General features: G+C 60.1%; 12 protein-coding genes, 3 tRNA genes, 1 rRNA gene and 1 pseudogene. 10 read left to right on the forward strand and 7 right to left on the reverse strand.

Features of this window, described 5'->3' with window-relative positions:
* Positions 1-589: ribosomal RNA gene (locus AC1AXT_RS04870) — 16S ribosomal RNA — on the reverse strand; the annotation flags it as partial.
* Positions 590-1264: 675 nt separating this feature from the next.
* On the opposite strand from AC1AXT_RS04870, the gene AC1AXT_RS04875 reads away from it, so the two are divergent.
* The 4 genes from AC1AXT_RS04875 to AC1AXT_RS04890 all read left to right on the forward strand — a co-directional run bounded on the left by AC1AXT_RS04875 (position 1265) and on the right by AC1AXT_RS04890 (position 3398).
* Entirely contained in the window at positions 1265-2821 is a 1557-nt protein-coding gene (locus tag AC1AXT_RS04875) for a CHAP domain-containing protein (protein WP_476541211.1), read from the forward strand.
* A 224-nt stretch (positions 2822-3045) separates the two neighbouring features.
* Positions 3046-3117, forward strand: a tRNA-Val gene (locus tag AC1AXT_RS04880).
* A 51-nt stretch (positions 3118-3168) separates the two neighbouring features.
* A tRNA-Val gene (locus tag AC1AXT_RS04885) sits at positions 3169-3241 on the forward strand.
* A gap of 81 nt (positions 3242-3322) precedes the next feature.
* Positions 3323-3398: transfer RNA gene (locus AC1AXT_RS04890), tRNA-Gly, on the forward strand.
* A gap of 137 nt (positions 3399-3535) precedes the next feature.
* Here the strand turns inward: AC1AXT_RS04890 and AC1AXT_RS04895 are convergent.
* Positions 3536-5689 (reverse strand): GTP-binding protein, encoded by a 2154-nt coding sequence (locus AC1AXT_RS04895; RefSeq protein WP_476541212.1) that lies wholly within the window; start codon positions 5687-5689, stop codon positions 3536-3538.
* 119 nt (positions 5690-5808) lie between these two features.
* On the opposite strand from AC1AXT_RS04895, the gene AC1AXT_RS04900 reads away from it, so the two are divergent.
* Complete coding sequence (locus AC1AXT_RS04900) at positions 5809-7260, forward strand: MFS transporter (protein WP_476541214.1); 1452 nt, start codon at positions 5809-5811, stop codon at positions 7258-7260.
* An 88-nt stretch (positions 7261-7348) separates the two neighbouring features.
* Positions 7349-7561, forward strand: a complete 213-nt coding sequence (locus tag AC1AXT_RS04905) for a DUF2589 domain-containing protein (RefSeq protein ID WP_476541216.1) — start codon at positions 7349-7351, stop codon at positions 7559-7561.
* Here the strand turns inward: AC1AXT_RS04905 and AC1AXT_RS04910 are convergent.
* The 3 genes and pseudogenes from AC1AXT_RS04910 to AC1AXT_RS04920 all read right to left on the reverse strand — a co-directional run bounded on the left by AC1AXT_RS04910 (position 7509) and on the right by AC1AXT_RS04920 (position 9348).
* Complete coding sequence (locus AC1AXT_RS04910) at positions 7509-7823, reverse strand: ribbon-helix-helix protein, CopG family (RefSeq protein WP_476541217.1); 315 nt, start codon at positions 7821-7823, stop codon at positions 7509-7511. The two genes, AC1AXT_RS04905 and AC1AXT_RS04910, sit on opposite strands and share 53 nt — an antisense overlap.
* Positions 7823-8086 carry a hypothetical protein gene (locus AC1AXT_RS04915; protein ID WP_476541219.1) on the reverse strand — a complete coding sequence of 88 codons (264 nt, stop codon included), beginning with the start codon at positions 8084-8086 and terminating at the stop codon, positions 7823-7825. Before AC1AXT_RS04915 ends, AC1AXT_RS04910 begins: the two co-directional genes overlap by 1 nt.
* Before the next feature lie 193 nt (positions 8087-8279).
* A pseudogene (locus AC1AXT_RS04920) lies at positions 8280-9348 on the reverse strand (IS30 family transposase).
* Positions 9349-9485: 137 nt separating this feature from the next.
* On the opposite strand from AC1AXT_RS04920, the gene AC1AXT_RS04925 reads away from it, so the two are divergent.
* From AC1AXT_RS04925 to AC1AXT_RS04935, 3 genes are all read left to right on the forward strand, one after another.
* A complete protein-coding gene (locus AC1AXT_RS04925; protein ID WP_476541221.1) occupies positions 9486-10550 on the forward strand; it encodes an ATP-binding protein in 1065 nt (354 codons plus the stop codon).
* A gap of 34 nt (positions 10551-10584) precedes the next feature.
* Positions 10585-11016 carry a hypothetical protein gene (locus AC1AXT_RS04930; protein ID WP_476541222.1) on the forward strand — a complete coding sequence of 144 codons (432 nt, stop codon included), beginning with the start codon at positions 10585-10587 and terminating at the stop codon, positions 11014-11016.
* A gap of 177 nt (positions 11017-11193) precedes the next feature.
* Positions 11194-11442 (forward strand): hypothetical protein, encoded by a 249-nt coding sequence (locus AC1AXT_RS04935; RefSeq protein ID WP_476541224.1) that lies wholly within the window; start codon positions 11194-11196, stop codon positions 11440-11442.
* 23 nt (positions 11443-11465) lie between these two features.
* On the opposite strand, the gene AC1AXT_RS04940 is transcribed toward AC1AXT_RS04935, so the two are convergent.
* Positions 11466-12029 (reverse strand): TMEM175 family protein, encoded by a 564-nt coding sequence (locus AC1AXT_RS04940; RefSeq protein ID WP_476541226.1) that lies wholly within the window; start codon positions 12027-12029, stop codon positions 11466-11468.
* Between the two features lie 51 nt (positions 12030-12080).
* Between AC1AXT_RS04940 and AC1AXT_RS04945 the strand changes: the two genes are divergently transcribed.
* Positions 12081-12983 (forward strand): arginase family protein, encoded by a 903-nt coding sequence (locus tag AC1AXT_RS04945; RefSeq protein WP_476541228.1) that lies wholly within the window; start codon positions 12081-12083, stop codon positions 12981-12983.
* A 32-nt stretch (positions 12984-13015) separates the two neighbouring features.
* On the opposite strand, the gene AC1AXT_RS04950 is transcribed toward AC1AXT_RS04945, so the two are convergent.
* Entirely contained in the window at positions 13016-14137 is a 1122-nt protein-coding gene (locus tag AC1AXT_RS04950) for a hypothetical protein (protein ID WP_476541230.1), read from the reverse strand.
* Between the last annotated feature and the right edge of the window lie 8 nt (positions 14138-14145).

Genomic DNA, 14145 nt, shown 5'->3' on the forward strand with positions numbered 1-14145 from the left:
GCGACGGGCCGCCTACGAGCCCTTTACGCCCAATAAATCCGGATAACGCTTGCACCCTACGTATTACCGCGGCTGCTGGCACGTAGTTAGCCGGTGCTTATTCGAACACTACACTCAACCCGCCAGAAGACGGGCCTTGCTCGTGAACAAAAGCGGTTTACAACCCGAAGGCCTCCATCCCGCACGCGGCGTCGCTGCATCAGGCTTGCGCCCATTGTGCAATATTCCCCACTGCTGCCTCCCGTAGGAGTCTGGGCCGTATCTCAGTCCCAATGTGGCCGGTCGCCCTCTCAGGCCGGCTACCCGTCAAAGCCTTGGTGGGCCGTTGCCCCGCCAACAAGCTGATAGGACGCGACCCCATCCCACGCCGCCAAAAAGGCCTTTCCTAACCAGCCATGCGGCTGGCCAGAGTATCCGGAATTACCACCCGTTTCCAGGAGCTATGCCGGTGCATGGGGCAGGTCGGTCACGCATTACTCACCCGTTCGCCACTCTCACCCGGCAGCAAGCTGCCAGGATCCCGTTCGACTTGCATGTGTTAAGCACGCCGCCAGCGTTCATCCTGAGCCAGAATCGAACCCTCCACAAAAAAACTGTGTCAGGAACCATATCGGCTCCAAAAATAAGAAATCAACCACCCAGCCCAAAGGCCAGGCATTGAAGTACCGCAAGCCCTTATAAGGAAAGGGCAAGCAAAAACCCCGGCCCCCATCAACCAACCTAATGGACTCCAAACAAGGAGCGGAAGCCGGACTGGCAATCAAAAACACTCGAAAAAGTATAAATTCAAGTAGTACAGTACACGCTCTTGAGTTCTCAAACCACCACCACGCGCCCGGCCAGCACCACCCGGAAGAACCCGGGGCGGCCGTGCGGCAGCAAGAGAACAACTTACACGCCCCACGCGAAAACCGCAACCCCCAATACGAAAACCCAAGCACCAGAACCCCTCCACGGCGTGTCGCAAAACGATTGGGGAGAGGTTTCGAGAATCTCGTGAAGAAGCGGCCGCAGCGCGGCAGGAAACTCGCTTTTTTTGCGGTTTTTGTCTAGAATAGGCCGAATACGGCTGCCATTGCAGTTGCGGACGGAGAAGTCCCGGCAGCCAGCGCTGAAAAGCGCACGAAGGGTGAACTAGCAACGCGAAAGACAAGAGAGCATGAACGGAAAAAAGGCACGGTCAGGGCGCAAAGGGCTACGCCATTCGATGGCGTTCCTTTTCGCTGCGGGGATAACGGCGGCGGCGGTTTGCGGCGCGGGGGCGATGCCCGCATACGCCACCATCAACGACGACGAGGGGGCTACGTACGTCTTAGTCGAGGAAGCGTGCGGCAATCTTGACAGCACCGCCGACGCCTATTCGGAAACCGGCAACGAAGCGAGCGACGCGCTCGAAGCGGCCGGCGACGGTTCCAGCGAAGCCGCCAGCGACGCCTCGAACGGCTCGGCAGGAGATACAGCCGGTGACGTCGGCGCGGATTCCGGCGCCGACGCCTCCCCCGCTCCCGACGACGGCGCAACGCAGACGCCCGATGCCGGCAGCGGCGACGACGCATCGTCCGGCTCCGGTTCGGATTCCGCGGATTCCGGAACCGGTTCCGATTCCAGCGCCGGTTCCGACAGCTCGACCGGCGGCGAGAGCCCGGCTCCTTCGGCTCCCGCTTCCTCCGGAACGGCTTCGGCGGGGAACTCCGCCTCCGGCTCTGAATCTTCTTCCAATGCTTCCAACTCCGGTTCCAACGGAGCCGATAACGCCGCCTCTTCCGGACAGGATGCGGCGGCTTCCGACACGAAGGATTCCTCTGCGGAATCGACGACGACGCAGACCGAAACGACGAACGGCGGCAAGCGCATCGTCAAGATCCTGCGTCGCATCGCCAAGGAAAAAAAGCAGCAGGACGTCGACGACAAGAGCGCCGAGGCCGAGGAAGAAGTCGTGGAAATCGAGTTCACCATTCCCCGTCTCGTGGACCTGATGGCGCCGCTGCCGGAACCGGAGCGCAATTTCCCGCGCGACGTTGCGCTGACCGACGGCACCGACGCGTTCGAATACGAAGCGGAAGAGCTTGACTACGCGCTGACGGCGGAAGAGGAAGGCACCTGGAGCCTCGGCGACGTCAACCTGATCGACGCCGAACAGCTCGTTTCCGAGCCGGAAAGCGACGAGAAGGACGGCAAGGAGACCGACGGCGACAAGGACGCCGACACTGAGAAGGACGACGCCGAGAAGGACGCCAAGGATTCCGAGGAAGATTCAGACGCCGACGATACCGAATACGAATACGTCGTCGAATACGTCGAGCTGGCCGACGGCGAGGAAATCGACACGAGCGGCGGCGACATCATCGTGTGCGGCCAGCCTGCCGAAACGGTCAACACGATCACGACGTCGGATTCCGGTTCCTACCTCGACGGCATCTACCTTGCGGACAAGGTATCGTCGTCGCTGGTGTCGAATCCGGCGGATCCGCGCGACTACGGCAATGGCTACTACGCCGGCCAGTGCACCTGGTGGGCCTACGAACGCCGCCATCAGCTGGGGCTGCCGGTCGCTTCCTACTTCGGCAACGGCTGGATGTGGAAGAGCCGCGCGATCATGTGGGGCTATTCGGTCTCGAATACGCCGACGCCGGGCGCAATCGTCGTGTTCGCGCCGGGACAGGCGGGAGCGCATTCGTACTATGGCCACGTCGCGATCGTTGAATCGGTGCAGCCGGACGGCTCGATCATCATCAGCGAGATGAACGTCAAGGGCGTCGGCGTCGTGTCGAACCGCACGTTCAGCGCTTCGACCGCATCGCAGTTCAGCTACATCCACTAACGCGAACGCCAAGAGCGGACTGAACCGTTCGAAGCAAGATTGTTCGCCGGGGCGCCGGGAGGGGATTTCTCTTCCGGCGCCCCGGTTTTTTTCATAACTTTTTTCACGGTCCTTGCGTAATTCTGTACGTTGCGCTCCCGCACCCCCTACTCCACCGTTTCTTTACGTTCGACGCGCCGAAGCTTGCGTTCCGGGAAGAATCCCGGTAAGGTAGCACTCGCTTCGGGCGGTTGGCGCAGAGGTAGCGCACTTCCCTGACACGGAAGGGGTCACAAGTTCGAATCTTGTATCGCCCACGAAGCCGGCGAATACCGGCGGATAACTGAACAGCGTACCAACGTTGTACCGGGTGTTTGGCGCAGCGGCTAGCGCACTTCCTTCACACGGAAGGGGTCATAGGTTCGATTCCTATAACACCCACGACGCGCCGAGTTGACCAGACAAACGGTTCTCGGTAAACTGTCAACTCGTTGTCTGAAACAAAGTTTCAGCAAGCGATTTGCGGACATAGCTTAGTTGGTAAAGCGCAACCTTGCCAAGGTTGAGACCGCGGGTTCGAGTCCCGTTGTCCGCTCCACTGCCGCAGCCTCAGGGCTGCGGCTTTTTGTTTTTCCAAGATTCTCATGAGGCACGGCGCCCGCACGATGAACATGCCGCGGCTCCGCGCCCCAATGTTTCCGGGATTTCCTCTACGCTTTCCGGAGTGCAGCGTGCCTACCGTGCGTCGCGGTACGCGAGGTGCATGAATTCGGGGACCTTATACCACTTGACCGGGTAGCCGGCGCCGTGGGCGCAGAAGACCGAATCCGGCGTGTTCTCGACGTCGGCTTCCGGGTCGTAGTGCGCCTGCGCCACGACCTGCGCGGCATCCAGCGCGGGCCGGTAGCCGCCGAATGCCAGCGCGATGCGGCCGGTGCCGTGCGTATAGGCGTTGACCTCCATCGCATAGTCGCGCATCCGCGACACCGGTGCGGAACCTTCCAGCGTCGCCGTGCTTTCCGCCGTGCCTTGCGCCGCGGCGGCGCCAGTTGCAGGCGCCGCTTCCGTACTCCCTTGCGGCAGCGCGAACTCGCCGCCCATCCGCTGCACGTCCGACATCGCGCGGCCAAGCATCTCCGCAGGCACTTCCAGCCGGAACCGGTACCACGGCTCCAGCAGCACGCAATTGCCGAGTTCGACGCTTCCGGCGCCGGCGGAAGCATCGGCGCTGGAAGCCGGCGAATCTTGGGCCATGTTCCCGCCGAACGCACCGCTTTCGCTGCCTTCATAGCGTTCCGCGATGGCGTACGGCCCGTCGCCGGGCGCGCCGGCGCGCAGCTCCATCAGCCCCTGCCGGATGGCGCGGTACGTCGCCTGCCGGAAGTCGCCGCCTTCGGTGTGCTTGTCGTGGCCGCGGCCAGCGACGAGCGTGAGCCGCACATCGGTCAACGGCGCCCCGATCAGCACGCCGCGATGCTCCTTCTCGCGGCAGTGCGCCATGATCAGCCGTTGCCAGTTGCCGTCGAGATCGTCGAGCGATACGTCGCTGGCGACTTCGACGCCGCTACCGGCCGGGAGCGGTTCGATGAGGATGTGCGCCTCCGCATAGTGCCGCAGCGGTTCGAAATGGCCGACGCCTTCCACCGGCGCCGCCACCGTTTCCTTGTAGAGAATCGAACCGGGGTCGAACGACACATGCAGCCCGAAGCGGTCGGCGAGCAGCTGCTGCACGATTTCCAGCTGGACGGCACCCATCAGCTGCAGCCGGATTTCCTTGAGCGTCGGCTCCCAGGCGACGTGCAGCAGCGGCTCTTCGTCGCCCAGTTCACGCACGGCCGCCAGGCACCGGTGCACGTCTTCGCCGCCGGGGATGAGCGTATAGGTGAGCACCGGCTGCAGTAACGGCGCGCCCGCGTCGGCTTCGGCGCCGAACCCCTCCCCCGCGTACGAATGGTCCAGCCCGGTGACGGCGGCCACGCTGCCGGCGCCAACACTGGCGACCGTCTCGAACCGCGCTCCGGAGTAAGCGCGCAGCTGGTCGGCTTTCTGCTGCCAGCGTTCGCCGCTGGACGGGTCCGTGCCTTCCAGCGGCGCCTTCGCCTTGAGCTCGCCGCCGGTGACTTTCAGCCACGTCAGCCGGTTGCCTTGCCCATCGTGGGAAATCTTGTACGCGCGGGCACCGAACGCTTCCCCGCGGCGCGGTTCGGCGGCGTAGCGCGCGAAGCCGTCGAGGAACGCGGCGACACCGTCGCTTTTCAGAGCGGCGCCGAAGAACACCGGAAACAGGCGCCGCGCGGCGATTGAATCCTGGATGATGTCGTCGCCGAGATTGCCGCCGGACAGGAACGCTTCCATCGCCGTTTCGTCGAGCGTTGCGATGTCTTCGAGCGTTTCGGGAGGAAGATTGCCGTCGGCGCCGGCGGTGAAGTCGACGAAACCGTCGCCGAATCTCCGGTTGAGCTGCTTGAGGATGGCGGAACGGTCGGCGCCGGGAGCGTCCATCTTGTTGACGAATACGAAGGTGGGCACCTGGTTGCGTTGCAGAAGCCGCCAGACCGTTTCGGTGTGCGCCTGGATGCCGTCGGCGCCGGAAACGACGAGGATGGCGAAGTCGAGCACGGCGAGCGTACGTTCCATTTCGGCGGCGAAGTCGACGTGGCCGGGGGTGTCGATGAGCGTCAGTTCCATGCCGCGCGTCGCCAGCACCGCCGGTTCGGAGAAGATGGTGATGCCGCGCTGCCGTTCGATGGCGTCGGAATCGAGGAACGCGTCGCCGTGGTCGACGCGGCCGAGCCTGCGCAGCACGCCGCCTTCATACAGCAGCGCTTCCGAGAGGGTGGTTTTGCCTGCGTCGACATGCGCAAGTATTCCGGCGACGAGTTTCTTCATGGATTCAAGACTACAACGGGCGCGTTTTTGCCGCCCGCTAAGCCGGCGGCGGGGCGCGGCGGCGCCGAGCAAAGATTATATGAGGGTTTTTCAAGATTGCGAAACGAAAGAGGGCACGGATGGCGGAGGCGATGGTTACCGGCGGTGATGGGGTCACGCGACCGAAGAAGGAAGTCGTGCGGCTGCTGGTTGCGGTGATCCTCGCGAATTTCGGCGACGCATTCTGCGTGATCATGATGTCGGTGGCGCTGCCGGACATTTCCGACGCCTACCATATCTCGATTGCCACGGCGAACTGGGTGCAGATCGGCTTCGCGATTACCGGCGCGACGATCGTGATGATGTCGGCGGCCGTGCAGGCGCGGATCGGTTTGAAGAAGCTGTTTTTCTACAGCCGCGTGCTGCTCGTCGCCAGCTGCCTGCTGGGACTGTTCTCGCTGAATTTCCCGATGATGCTGGCTGCGAGGCTGCTGCAGGGGTTTGCGTGCGGGGCGCTGTTCCCGATTGCGAATACCGTCGTCATCCAGCTGATTCCGCCGGCGAAATCCGGCGGAATCCTAGCAATCAACAGCGCGTCGTACGGCGTCAGCCTGGCGATTGCGCCGGTGCTTGCCGGCCTGTGCCTCTCGTTCGTCAGCCTGACGTCGATGTTCGCGATTCCGCTGGTGTTCGGCATCGTGACGACGGTGATGGGGCGTACGTGGGTGTTCGACGTTGAGCCGCGCGAGAACCGCAATATCGACGGACCGTCGATTGCGCTGTCGTTCGCCGGGCTGGCGGCGCTGATGTACGGGTTCTCGCAGATGACCGCCAAGCCGAAGGTGGCGTTGCCGCTGCTGGCCGTGGGCGCGGCGCTGCTCGTGTGGTTCACCGTGCGGCAATTGCATTTGAAGACGCCGCTGCTGGACCTCGAGCCGCTGCGACGCCATGCGTTCGTGACGTGGGACGTGCTGTTCTACATGACCGGCGCGCTGGGCGAGCAGGCGATCCTGCTGGTGCTGCCGCTGTATTTGGAACGCGCGTGCGATCTGCCGGCGTTCGCGGCCGGCTTGCTGCTGATGGTGGTGGCCGGCTTCTATGCGGCGATGGACGCGGCGAGCGGGAAGATCACCGACCGCTACGGCATGTGGCCGGCGCTGTCGCTCGGCTTCCTGATCATGACGGTGGGGCTCGTGGCGGTGATCCTGCTGGCTCCGGGGCGCAATATCGCGGTGATGACGGTGGTGTGCGGGCTGGCGATCCTCGGGTTCGGGCTGATCAACGTGCCCGGCAAGGACGTCGTGCTCGAGCATGTGCCGAGCGACCTGGTGCCGCACACGAATTCGGTATATTCAACGTCGACGCAGATTGCCGGATCGATGGGCTCGGCGCTGTTCGTCGGCATCGTCTCCGCGGACGTGCTGCGCGGCGTTGCGGACGGCACGCCGCGGCAGGACGCTTACGTCACCGGCTTCCAGAACGCGCTGTGGATCGCCGTCGCCATTGAAGCGGCGATGTTCGTGGCGTCGCTATGGTACAGCCGCCAAATGGTCAAGCACGGCATCAACAAGATCCAGGGCAAGGAGCACTGAGCAGCGGGCTCAGCCGTCAAGCCGTCTGAATGGAACAGCGGCCGGAAAACCTGCAGACGGTTCCAGAAGCTTGAATTATCATTCGATTATGACTTCAGCTACCAATTCGTCCGATTCCGCAGATACCTCGAATGCTTCTCAGGGGGATTCCACGCCCTCTGAGAAGCAAATCACCATTACCGTTCCTCTCCTCCGGCTGAACCCTATTCCGAATCTGCTCATTCACGAAGTCGAAGTGGACTTTCCATTTACTCCGCTGACTCAGCAGACTGAGACTCCTCAGAAGAAAGAAGACCATTAAGCACGAGTTCCCGCAGGATCTGGCTGCGGTTACGTCCGCGCGCTTTAGCTCTTGCATCGATTGCACCAACCCAGCTTGTCGGCAGCTTCACCGTAATGGCTTCAAGCTCTTCGTCGTATAGCCTCGGTCGTCCCGGGAAAATTGGGCCCAAGCCTCCTTCCCACGTATCATTTTCGTATTCCTCGCACTCCCGTTCCAGCTCTTCCTCAGTCTTGCCAAGCATACGGTTGATGTCTTCAGCGCTCATTTCCTTACGAATCATCACGAACCTCCTTCACTTAGTTCCTTAAGGAATTTCTTGGTGGGCGGAGTAAGTGCATGATAGACAATCCATGCGCTTTCCACATGGCGAGCGACCATTTCAAGAAGACGTCCTTTTGAATCCATGCCCAAAGCAATGAATACCGATGCATCAGCGGTACGTGGAGCAAATTCGACAGCATTAATCCATGCTGATTCGACATCATCCGGACTGATAGACGGATGTCGTTCCGCTATGCGTGGATGTACCACTAGTGCATCCATAGTCGCCTCCTGCCACTCTTATCGTCTAACAAAATTGTATGACATATAGCCATGCCACGCTATCGGGCAAAGAAGCGAAGCATGATTGATTCACCAAAGGCATCCATGCCCCACTAGCGGTTCAGGAACAAGGCATCGGGCAGGCCCGGATTCAATTTGCAAGTGCAACGTTGCGGTCCTGCATGGCTGGCTGTCATGATACTTCGAGCCTGTCGATTTCCTCTTGCCATGCTTCGGCTGGCGTGCGCCAGCCGAGGACCTTCAGCGGCGTGTTGTTGATTTCGTCGATGATGGACCGCAGCTCGCCGCCGGTGATGTCGTCGAACGGCGTTTTCTTGGGCAGGTAGCGGCGGATCCTGCCGTTGCGGTTCTCGTTGCTGCCGCGCTGGCAGGAACTGTACGGGTCGGCGAAGTAGGTGAGCATGCCCAGCGCCTCGTCGACGACGGCGTGCAGGCTGGCCTCCGTGCCGTTGTCCCACGTGCGGCTCAGGCGCGCCCGGGGCGGGATGCGCGAGTAGATGTCGTATTCGGCGCGCATCGTCGACACGGCGCTCCTGTCGTCGACCAGCCGGACGAACAGCATGCGCGTCTTGCGTTCGACCTGCGTGTTGATGCACCGTTTCGACGGGCACGAGCCAACCACCGTATCCGATTCGAAATGGCCGGATCCGCGCCGCGAATCGACCCTGGCCGGACGGTCCGCGATGGGCACGCGCATGGGGATTTTCGGCCCCCCTGGCGGCGCGCCCCTTCTGCCTGCAGCGCCGCTTGCGGCCGCGCTTGAGGTACTGGCGCAGGTCGAGCGCGCGCTGCGCGGGCGCGTAGATCCACTGGTAGAGGCATTCGGCGCTGATGCGCATGGACGCGTCGTCCGGGCACTCGAGCGCCAGGCGCCCGCTGATCGCCTCGGGGCTCCATCCCCGGCGCAGCCAGTCGAGCACCACGGCGCGCAGCCGCCCGCGGTCCATGGTGTGTTTCTTGCGGGACCTGCGGGCCCGCTGCTCGGCCTTGCGCTGGGCCGCGTGCGCGTTATAGAACGGCTTGGCCGTCCACGGGCCGGCCTTGAGCCGGGCCGGCCTGTATGGCCGGTAGGATTCGCTTTCGTTGGACGCGAACCACAGGCCCTTTTTCAGTTCCCTGCCGATCGTGGACGGGCTGCGGCCGAGCCTGCGCGCGATCTCGCGCTGGCTCAGGCCGTCGACGTTGTGCATGCGGTCGATCAGGATCCGTTCCCCGTCCGATAGATGCGTGTAATGTGACATAAGAGCGCAATGCCTTCCTGAAGTTGTAATCTGAACAATTCCAACCATACAGGAGGCGTTGCGCTTCTAAATTGAATCCGGGAGAGAATGTTTTACCGAGAGCGTATAATAAAATTATTATTCGACAAAATATTCAGTTGCACGAAGGAGTGCAACTGAATACATCGGAACAGTTCACGATTGAGAACAGCCCTGACGCCGATGAAGTATGGGCAGGCATCGGTGGCCATTTCGATAATTATTGTCAGATACTATGTGAATTTATAGATAATTCTCTCTCTGATTTTAGAGCTAATCCTAACCATATCCCAAACGAGATAGTCATAGAAATAAAGCGAGATGAGAATGGTGCCCATACGAAGATCGAAGACTCTGGAACAGGAATTAAAAATCTAGACGCGTCTTTTACATTGGGTTCCACAAAGGCGAAAGAATCTCCACTGAATGAGCACGGATTCGGCATGAAGCATGCTCTCGCGAGCGCGGATCCGTTGAACCGGACTTGGAAAATTGCTACGCGCACCCAGGAAAATTACGAAGACGGAACGTATACGGTCATCCAAGCACCATATAGATTCAAACTTCCAGCCACTATCGAGCACTCCAATTGGCCCGGCCACTATAACTGCACTGGAACCATAGTAGAGTTCACGACCTCCGAGACAATGTTTGAAACGATATCAAAGGGAATCAGAGGGACAGGCAGCAGAATGGAATATTTCATAAACATCCTTGCTGAAGACCTTGGTTTCACCTACGCCACTCCAATCATCAAAGGCGAACTTCGCATCACCATCGTCTATTTTGACGATTCTGCAACCCAACAGAAAAAGCAAGTTGAAGCCGTCCAGCCTAAATGGGATTACGTACAGACAGCGAAAGACAATCCGAAAAAACTACTGGAAGGATTTACCCGCCAAGACCTCGGGAAAGGGGAAATTGATATCAAATATAAATTTGGAATGATTACAGAGAGCGAAGGGAACAAGAGATACTATAAGTGCAATCAGTCCTCTTCTGGTGTTGAAATCCGAATCAACGGACGCGCTATCGAGTATAATATTTTTGAAGAAATTTGGTGTAGAGCAAAACATAATATATATAATTCCTTGCTTATTCAACTTGATCTGCAATCCCGTGATTCCAGACGGCTCCCTGAAACGAGGACATCAAAGAACGGCCTGCGAAAACGGCGACGCTAAATTCGAGAAGCTATGCGCCTGGATCAGGACACTCATGCCCGAACCCGCAAAAGCCGCCGACGCCAGGTTCGCGCAGAACGAAACAGATTTATTCGATGAACTCGTGGCAGCAAAAGAGCCACATCTTCCCAAGCCTCATACCTTGGAAACACAGCAGTATGCCTTCTCGACCCTTGAACAGAAGATTCGTATCGATTTATACGTCGGATACGGCAACGACCAAATAATCTATGAGGGGAAGAAAGACCACACCACCCCTAAAGATATTTATCAGCTACGGATGTATTGGGATGGTCTGGTTTACGATGGCCTTCGTCCGACTAAAGCTATTCTCATCTCTGCATCTCACCCTGATTCTGTTAAGGCCATTATCGCTGAAATCAATAAAATGACCGATGCGACCGGAAGACATTACAGTTTTACGACTGAGACATGGAAGGATGAAGGCGTATCTTACCCGCGCTGAAGTATTCCCGTTTTTAGAAATGAACCATTATCATCCCAGAGAAAGATAGCAAATATATTATTGAATTTCTGTCTATTCGGTGGAGACATCTCTCATATAGGCGGAAAATCAATAGACTGCGCGCCCAAATCCATTTACAATGATGGGCACTGACCATTGCCAATCAAAGGAGAAACAATGAAGCACGTTGACCTCGCAAAGCTCGATATCGATCAATCTGAACTGCTGACCGCTCAAGCTGGTCTTATCCTACTGTCGGCCTTGTCAGCGGTGCGGGCGATTATCCGCAAGGACAAGCTCAACATTGTCCTGACGACGGTGACCACCGGGCTCAACGTCGTCAACCTCATGAATTCCCTTAAGCGCTGGGGCGACGAGCAAGCGGAAGAGGAACTGGAGGCAGCCACGGAAATCGCCGCCGAATAGCCACGCTTAGAAGGTACTCTTTTTCAATCTTTGCGCGCTGGTGAGCGGAACTGGGCTGGGAGGACTAGGAGCACCAGCGTTGCGAGGATCGACCGAGTGACTGCCGACACCCATACGGTGAACGTCAGAACCAGGCCGAGGCACTTGATGGCGATATCCCACCACAGCCAGTGCGGGGTGGCAAGCCTGGCGTCTCCGGGGTTGTCGGCTGCGAGGCCTCTCCGATATGCGACACTGCAGAAGGTCACCAAAAGCCCCACGATGCCGTAGATGGCCTGCACGGTTTCCGTCGAGAAATGAAGCGACACCAGCTTCGTCGTATACGGGAAGAACGAGGAGAAGCACAGCAGAGGAAGCGCCATCCACACCGTGCGCTGGGAAATGCGCTCCACGGACTGGTAGGACGAATGGATATTCACCCATATGGCGCCAAGCCAGAAGAAAGAGATCGTATACGCGAGAAACCACTGCCAGAGAGCCGCGAATCCTTGGAAATCCAAGGTTTCCGGTTCCGGAAGTTCCAGCACACGGAAAAACCGGTCCGGGTCCGTTGTGTGCACACTGACCGGCGGCCTGCAGCCGCGCATGCTTGAATTTCAGTAGGGGGAAATGCATAATCCAAGTTCGCAGAAAGGGCCATGCAGATGAACAGCCTTACTGAATCTTTCGCAATCCGCTTGCGCTATCCCGAATGGCGCGGCGGCGTCAATCGCAACTATGTAATCGGCGAACGCATCATGGACGTCATCGTCCCCGCGCATGATGGCAGCCGGACAATCGACGTGCCTGTCAACACGGATTTCGATCAGCCAAACGAGCCGCTTGACGGATTCGATTACGGAGCCGCGCTCTTGGAAACGACCCGGGCTGCCACGAAGCTCCTCGAAGACGCCGATGCCGCACGCGTGCTGACTATTGGCGGCGACTGCTCGGTCAGCCAGGCGCCATTCGCATATCTTGCGCAACGGTATGGCAATGGATTCGGCGTGCTGTGGATTGATGCACATCCCGATATCTCCCTGGTCAATACGACCTCGCACTTCCACGAGACGCCCGTGGCGAATCTTCTGGGACTGAATCAGGAATGCGAACTGACATGCGTGCCTCGCCCGATGGATCCTGCGCACGTTTTTCTGGCCGGACTCGTGGAATCGGGCCCGTACCCGCATGACCATCTCACCGAGAACGAAGGGAAGGTCGAGGAGCTGAATATTGCGCACAGCGGACCCGTTGAGCTCAATCTCAACACGCAACCGGTGACCGCATGGATCAAGCGTGCCGCCATCACGCATCTGGCCGTCCACTGGGACCTCGATTCGGTTGAACCGCACGAGTTCCGGTCCGTCTATCCGGCAAACCCTGACCAGCGCTTACGCGACTTCTTCGCTTCCGTAGGCGCTTTGCGGCTCAAGACGGTGCAGCGGCTGCTTGCCGAAGTCCAGGATGCTACGGATGTGGTGGCGCTGACGGTTGCGGAGCACCTCCCGTGGGACGCGATCAACCTGTGCGGAGTGCTGGATGGCGCAGCACTGCGGTTCTAGTTTGAACGCATTATTCGTATTGTTTTTGAGGCTTACAGCAGCACCGCGAGCGCAATCAACGCGACCACGACGACGGCGACCACGGCGAAACCCACCTTCCACGCCATGCCGGATGGGGCGACCGGCAGCGAAGCGCCGGAGGCGCGTTCGCTCTTCACCCACTCGCGGTAGGCCTTCTGCTGGGCCTTGGAAGCGGTGCCGACCGTCGTTTTCAGCGCGCTTTTCGCCTCCGTGACGGTTTTCTGCGCCGCGCTCACTTCCTGCCGGGCCTGCGCCACCGCATCCTTGGCCGACTTGAGCGCCGTCTGCTGCGCCTCCACCGACTCCTGCAGCGACGCGAGCGCTTCCTCTTCTTTGCGGATGACCGGCTGCGCCCGCTCCACGTCGTCGCGCAGCGCCGCCAGCCGCGCCTCGCGCGTGCGCCGCTCGGACTGCAGTCGGTTGCGCGCCTGCGCGTAGCCGGCCTTCGCGTCGTAGATTTTCCCGGCGAATTCGCGCGCGTCCGCTTCCTGCGCCACCGGGAACGTCGACGTGCATTCGACGCCGTCGCCCTGCACTATGAGGATGCCTTCGCGCTCGTCATGGGTCGTCGTCACCGTCTCTACCGGCTGCTTCTTCTGCGCGGCCATGCCGATTGCCGCGCCGACGCCGCCTCCCAGCAGCGCTCCGGCGGTAACGCGCGTCAGCGTCGGGCGTGATCCTCCCCCACTCACCTGCGTCGTCGTGTAGATTTCGCCGCGAATCCCCACCGAAACCGACACCGTGTCGATCGGGATGGCGAACGCACGCCCCTTCTGCTGAATCTTGTCTTCGAACAGCGTGAACCCGGCGAACGTCGCGATCTGGCGGAACGCCGGCTGTGGCGAGCGCTCAAGATTCTCCAGATCCCGTTCCGGCTGATGCGCCGCCGTGACCGCCTGCCGCTGACGCCGCACCGCCTCCTGCGCTTCCTGCAGCGTCTTCTTGCGCGCCATTACCGTATCGCGCCGCTGCTGCGCCACCGCCTGCCGCTGCCGTACCGTCTCTTCGCACGCCGCAATCTCGGCGTTGTCGCGCTGCACCGCCGCGAAAAACGCCGGTTCCATCCCCGCGCCGGCAGCCGCAGATTCCGAAACCTGCTGGCCGGAAGACTGCCCCGCTGTCATGTCCGTCATGGCGCACC

This window comes from Bifidobacterium sp. LH_450 (assembly GCF_056356715.1).

Bases quoted from the DNA above. Each gene is read 5' to 3' on its own strand.
- AC1AXT_RS04875 (WP_476541211.1), top strand. From the start codon at position 1,265: ATGCCCGCATACGCCACCATCAACGACGACGAGGGGGCTACGTACGTC.
- AC1AXT_RS04895 (WP_476541212.1), bottom strand. From the start codon at position 5,689: ATGAAGAAACTCGTCGCCGGAATACTTGCGCATGTCGACGCAGGCAAA.
- AC1AXT_RS04900 (WP_476541214.1), top strand. From the start codon at position 5,809: ATGGCGGAGGCGATGGTTACCGGCGGTGATGGGGTCACGCGACCGAAG.
- AC1AXT_RS04905 (WP_476541216.1), top strand. From the start codon at position 7,349: ATGACTTCAGCTACCAATTCGTCCGATTCCGCAGATACCTCGAATGCT.
- AC1AXT_RS04910 (WP_476541217.1), bottom strand. From the start codon at position 7,823: ATGATTCGTAAGGAAATGAGCGCTGAAGACATCAACCGTATGCTTGGC.
- AC1AXT_RS04915 (WP_476541219.1), bottom strand. From the start codon at position 8,086: ATGGATGCACTAGTGGTACATCCACGCATAGCGGAACGACATCCGTCT.
- AC1AXT_RS04930 (WP_476541222.1), top strand. From the start codon at position 10,585: ATGCCCGAACCCGCAAAAGCCGCCGACGCCAGGTTCGCGCAGAACGAA.
- AC1AXT_RS04935 (WP_476541224.1), top strand. From the start codon at position 11,194: ATGAAGCACGTTGACCTCGCAAAGCTCGATATCGATCAATCTGAACTG.
- AC1AXT_RS04940 (WP_476541226.1), bottom strand. From the start codon at position 12,029: ATGCGCGGCTGCAGGCCGCCGGTCAGTGTGCACACAACGGACCCGGAC.
- AC1AXT_RS04945 (WP_476541228.1), top strand. From the start codon at position 12,081: ATGCAGATGAACAGCCTTACTGAATCTTTCGCAATCCGCTTGCGCTAT.
- AC1AXT_RS04950 (WP_476541230.1), bottom strand. From the start codon at position 14,137: ATGACGGACATGACAGCGGGGCAGTCTTCCGGCCAGCAGGTTTCGGAA.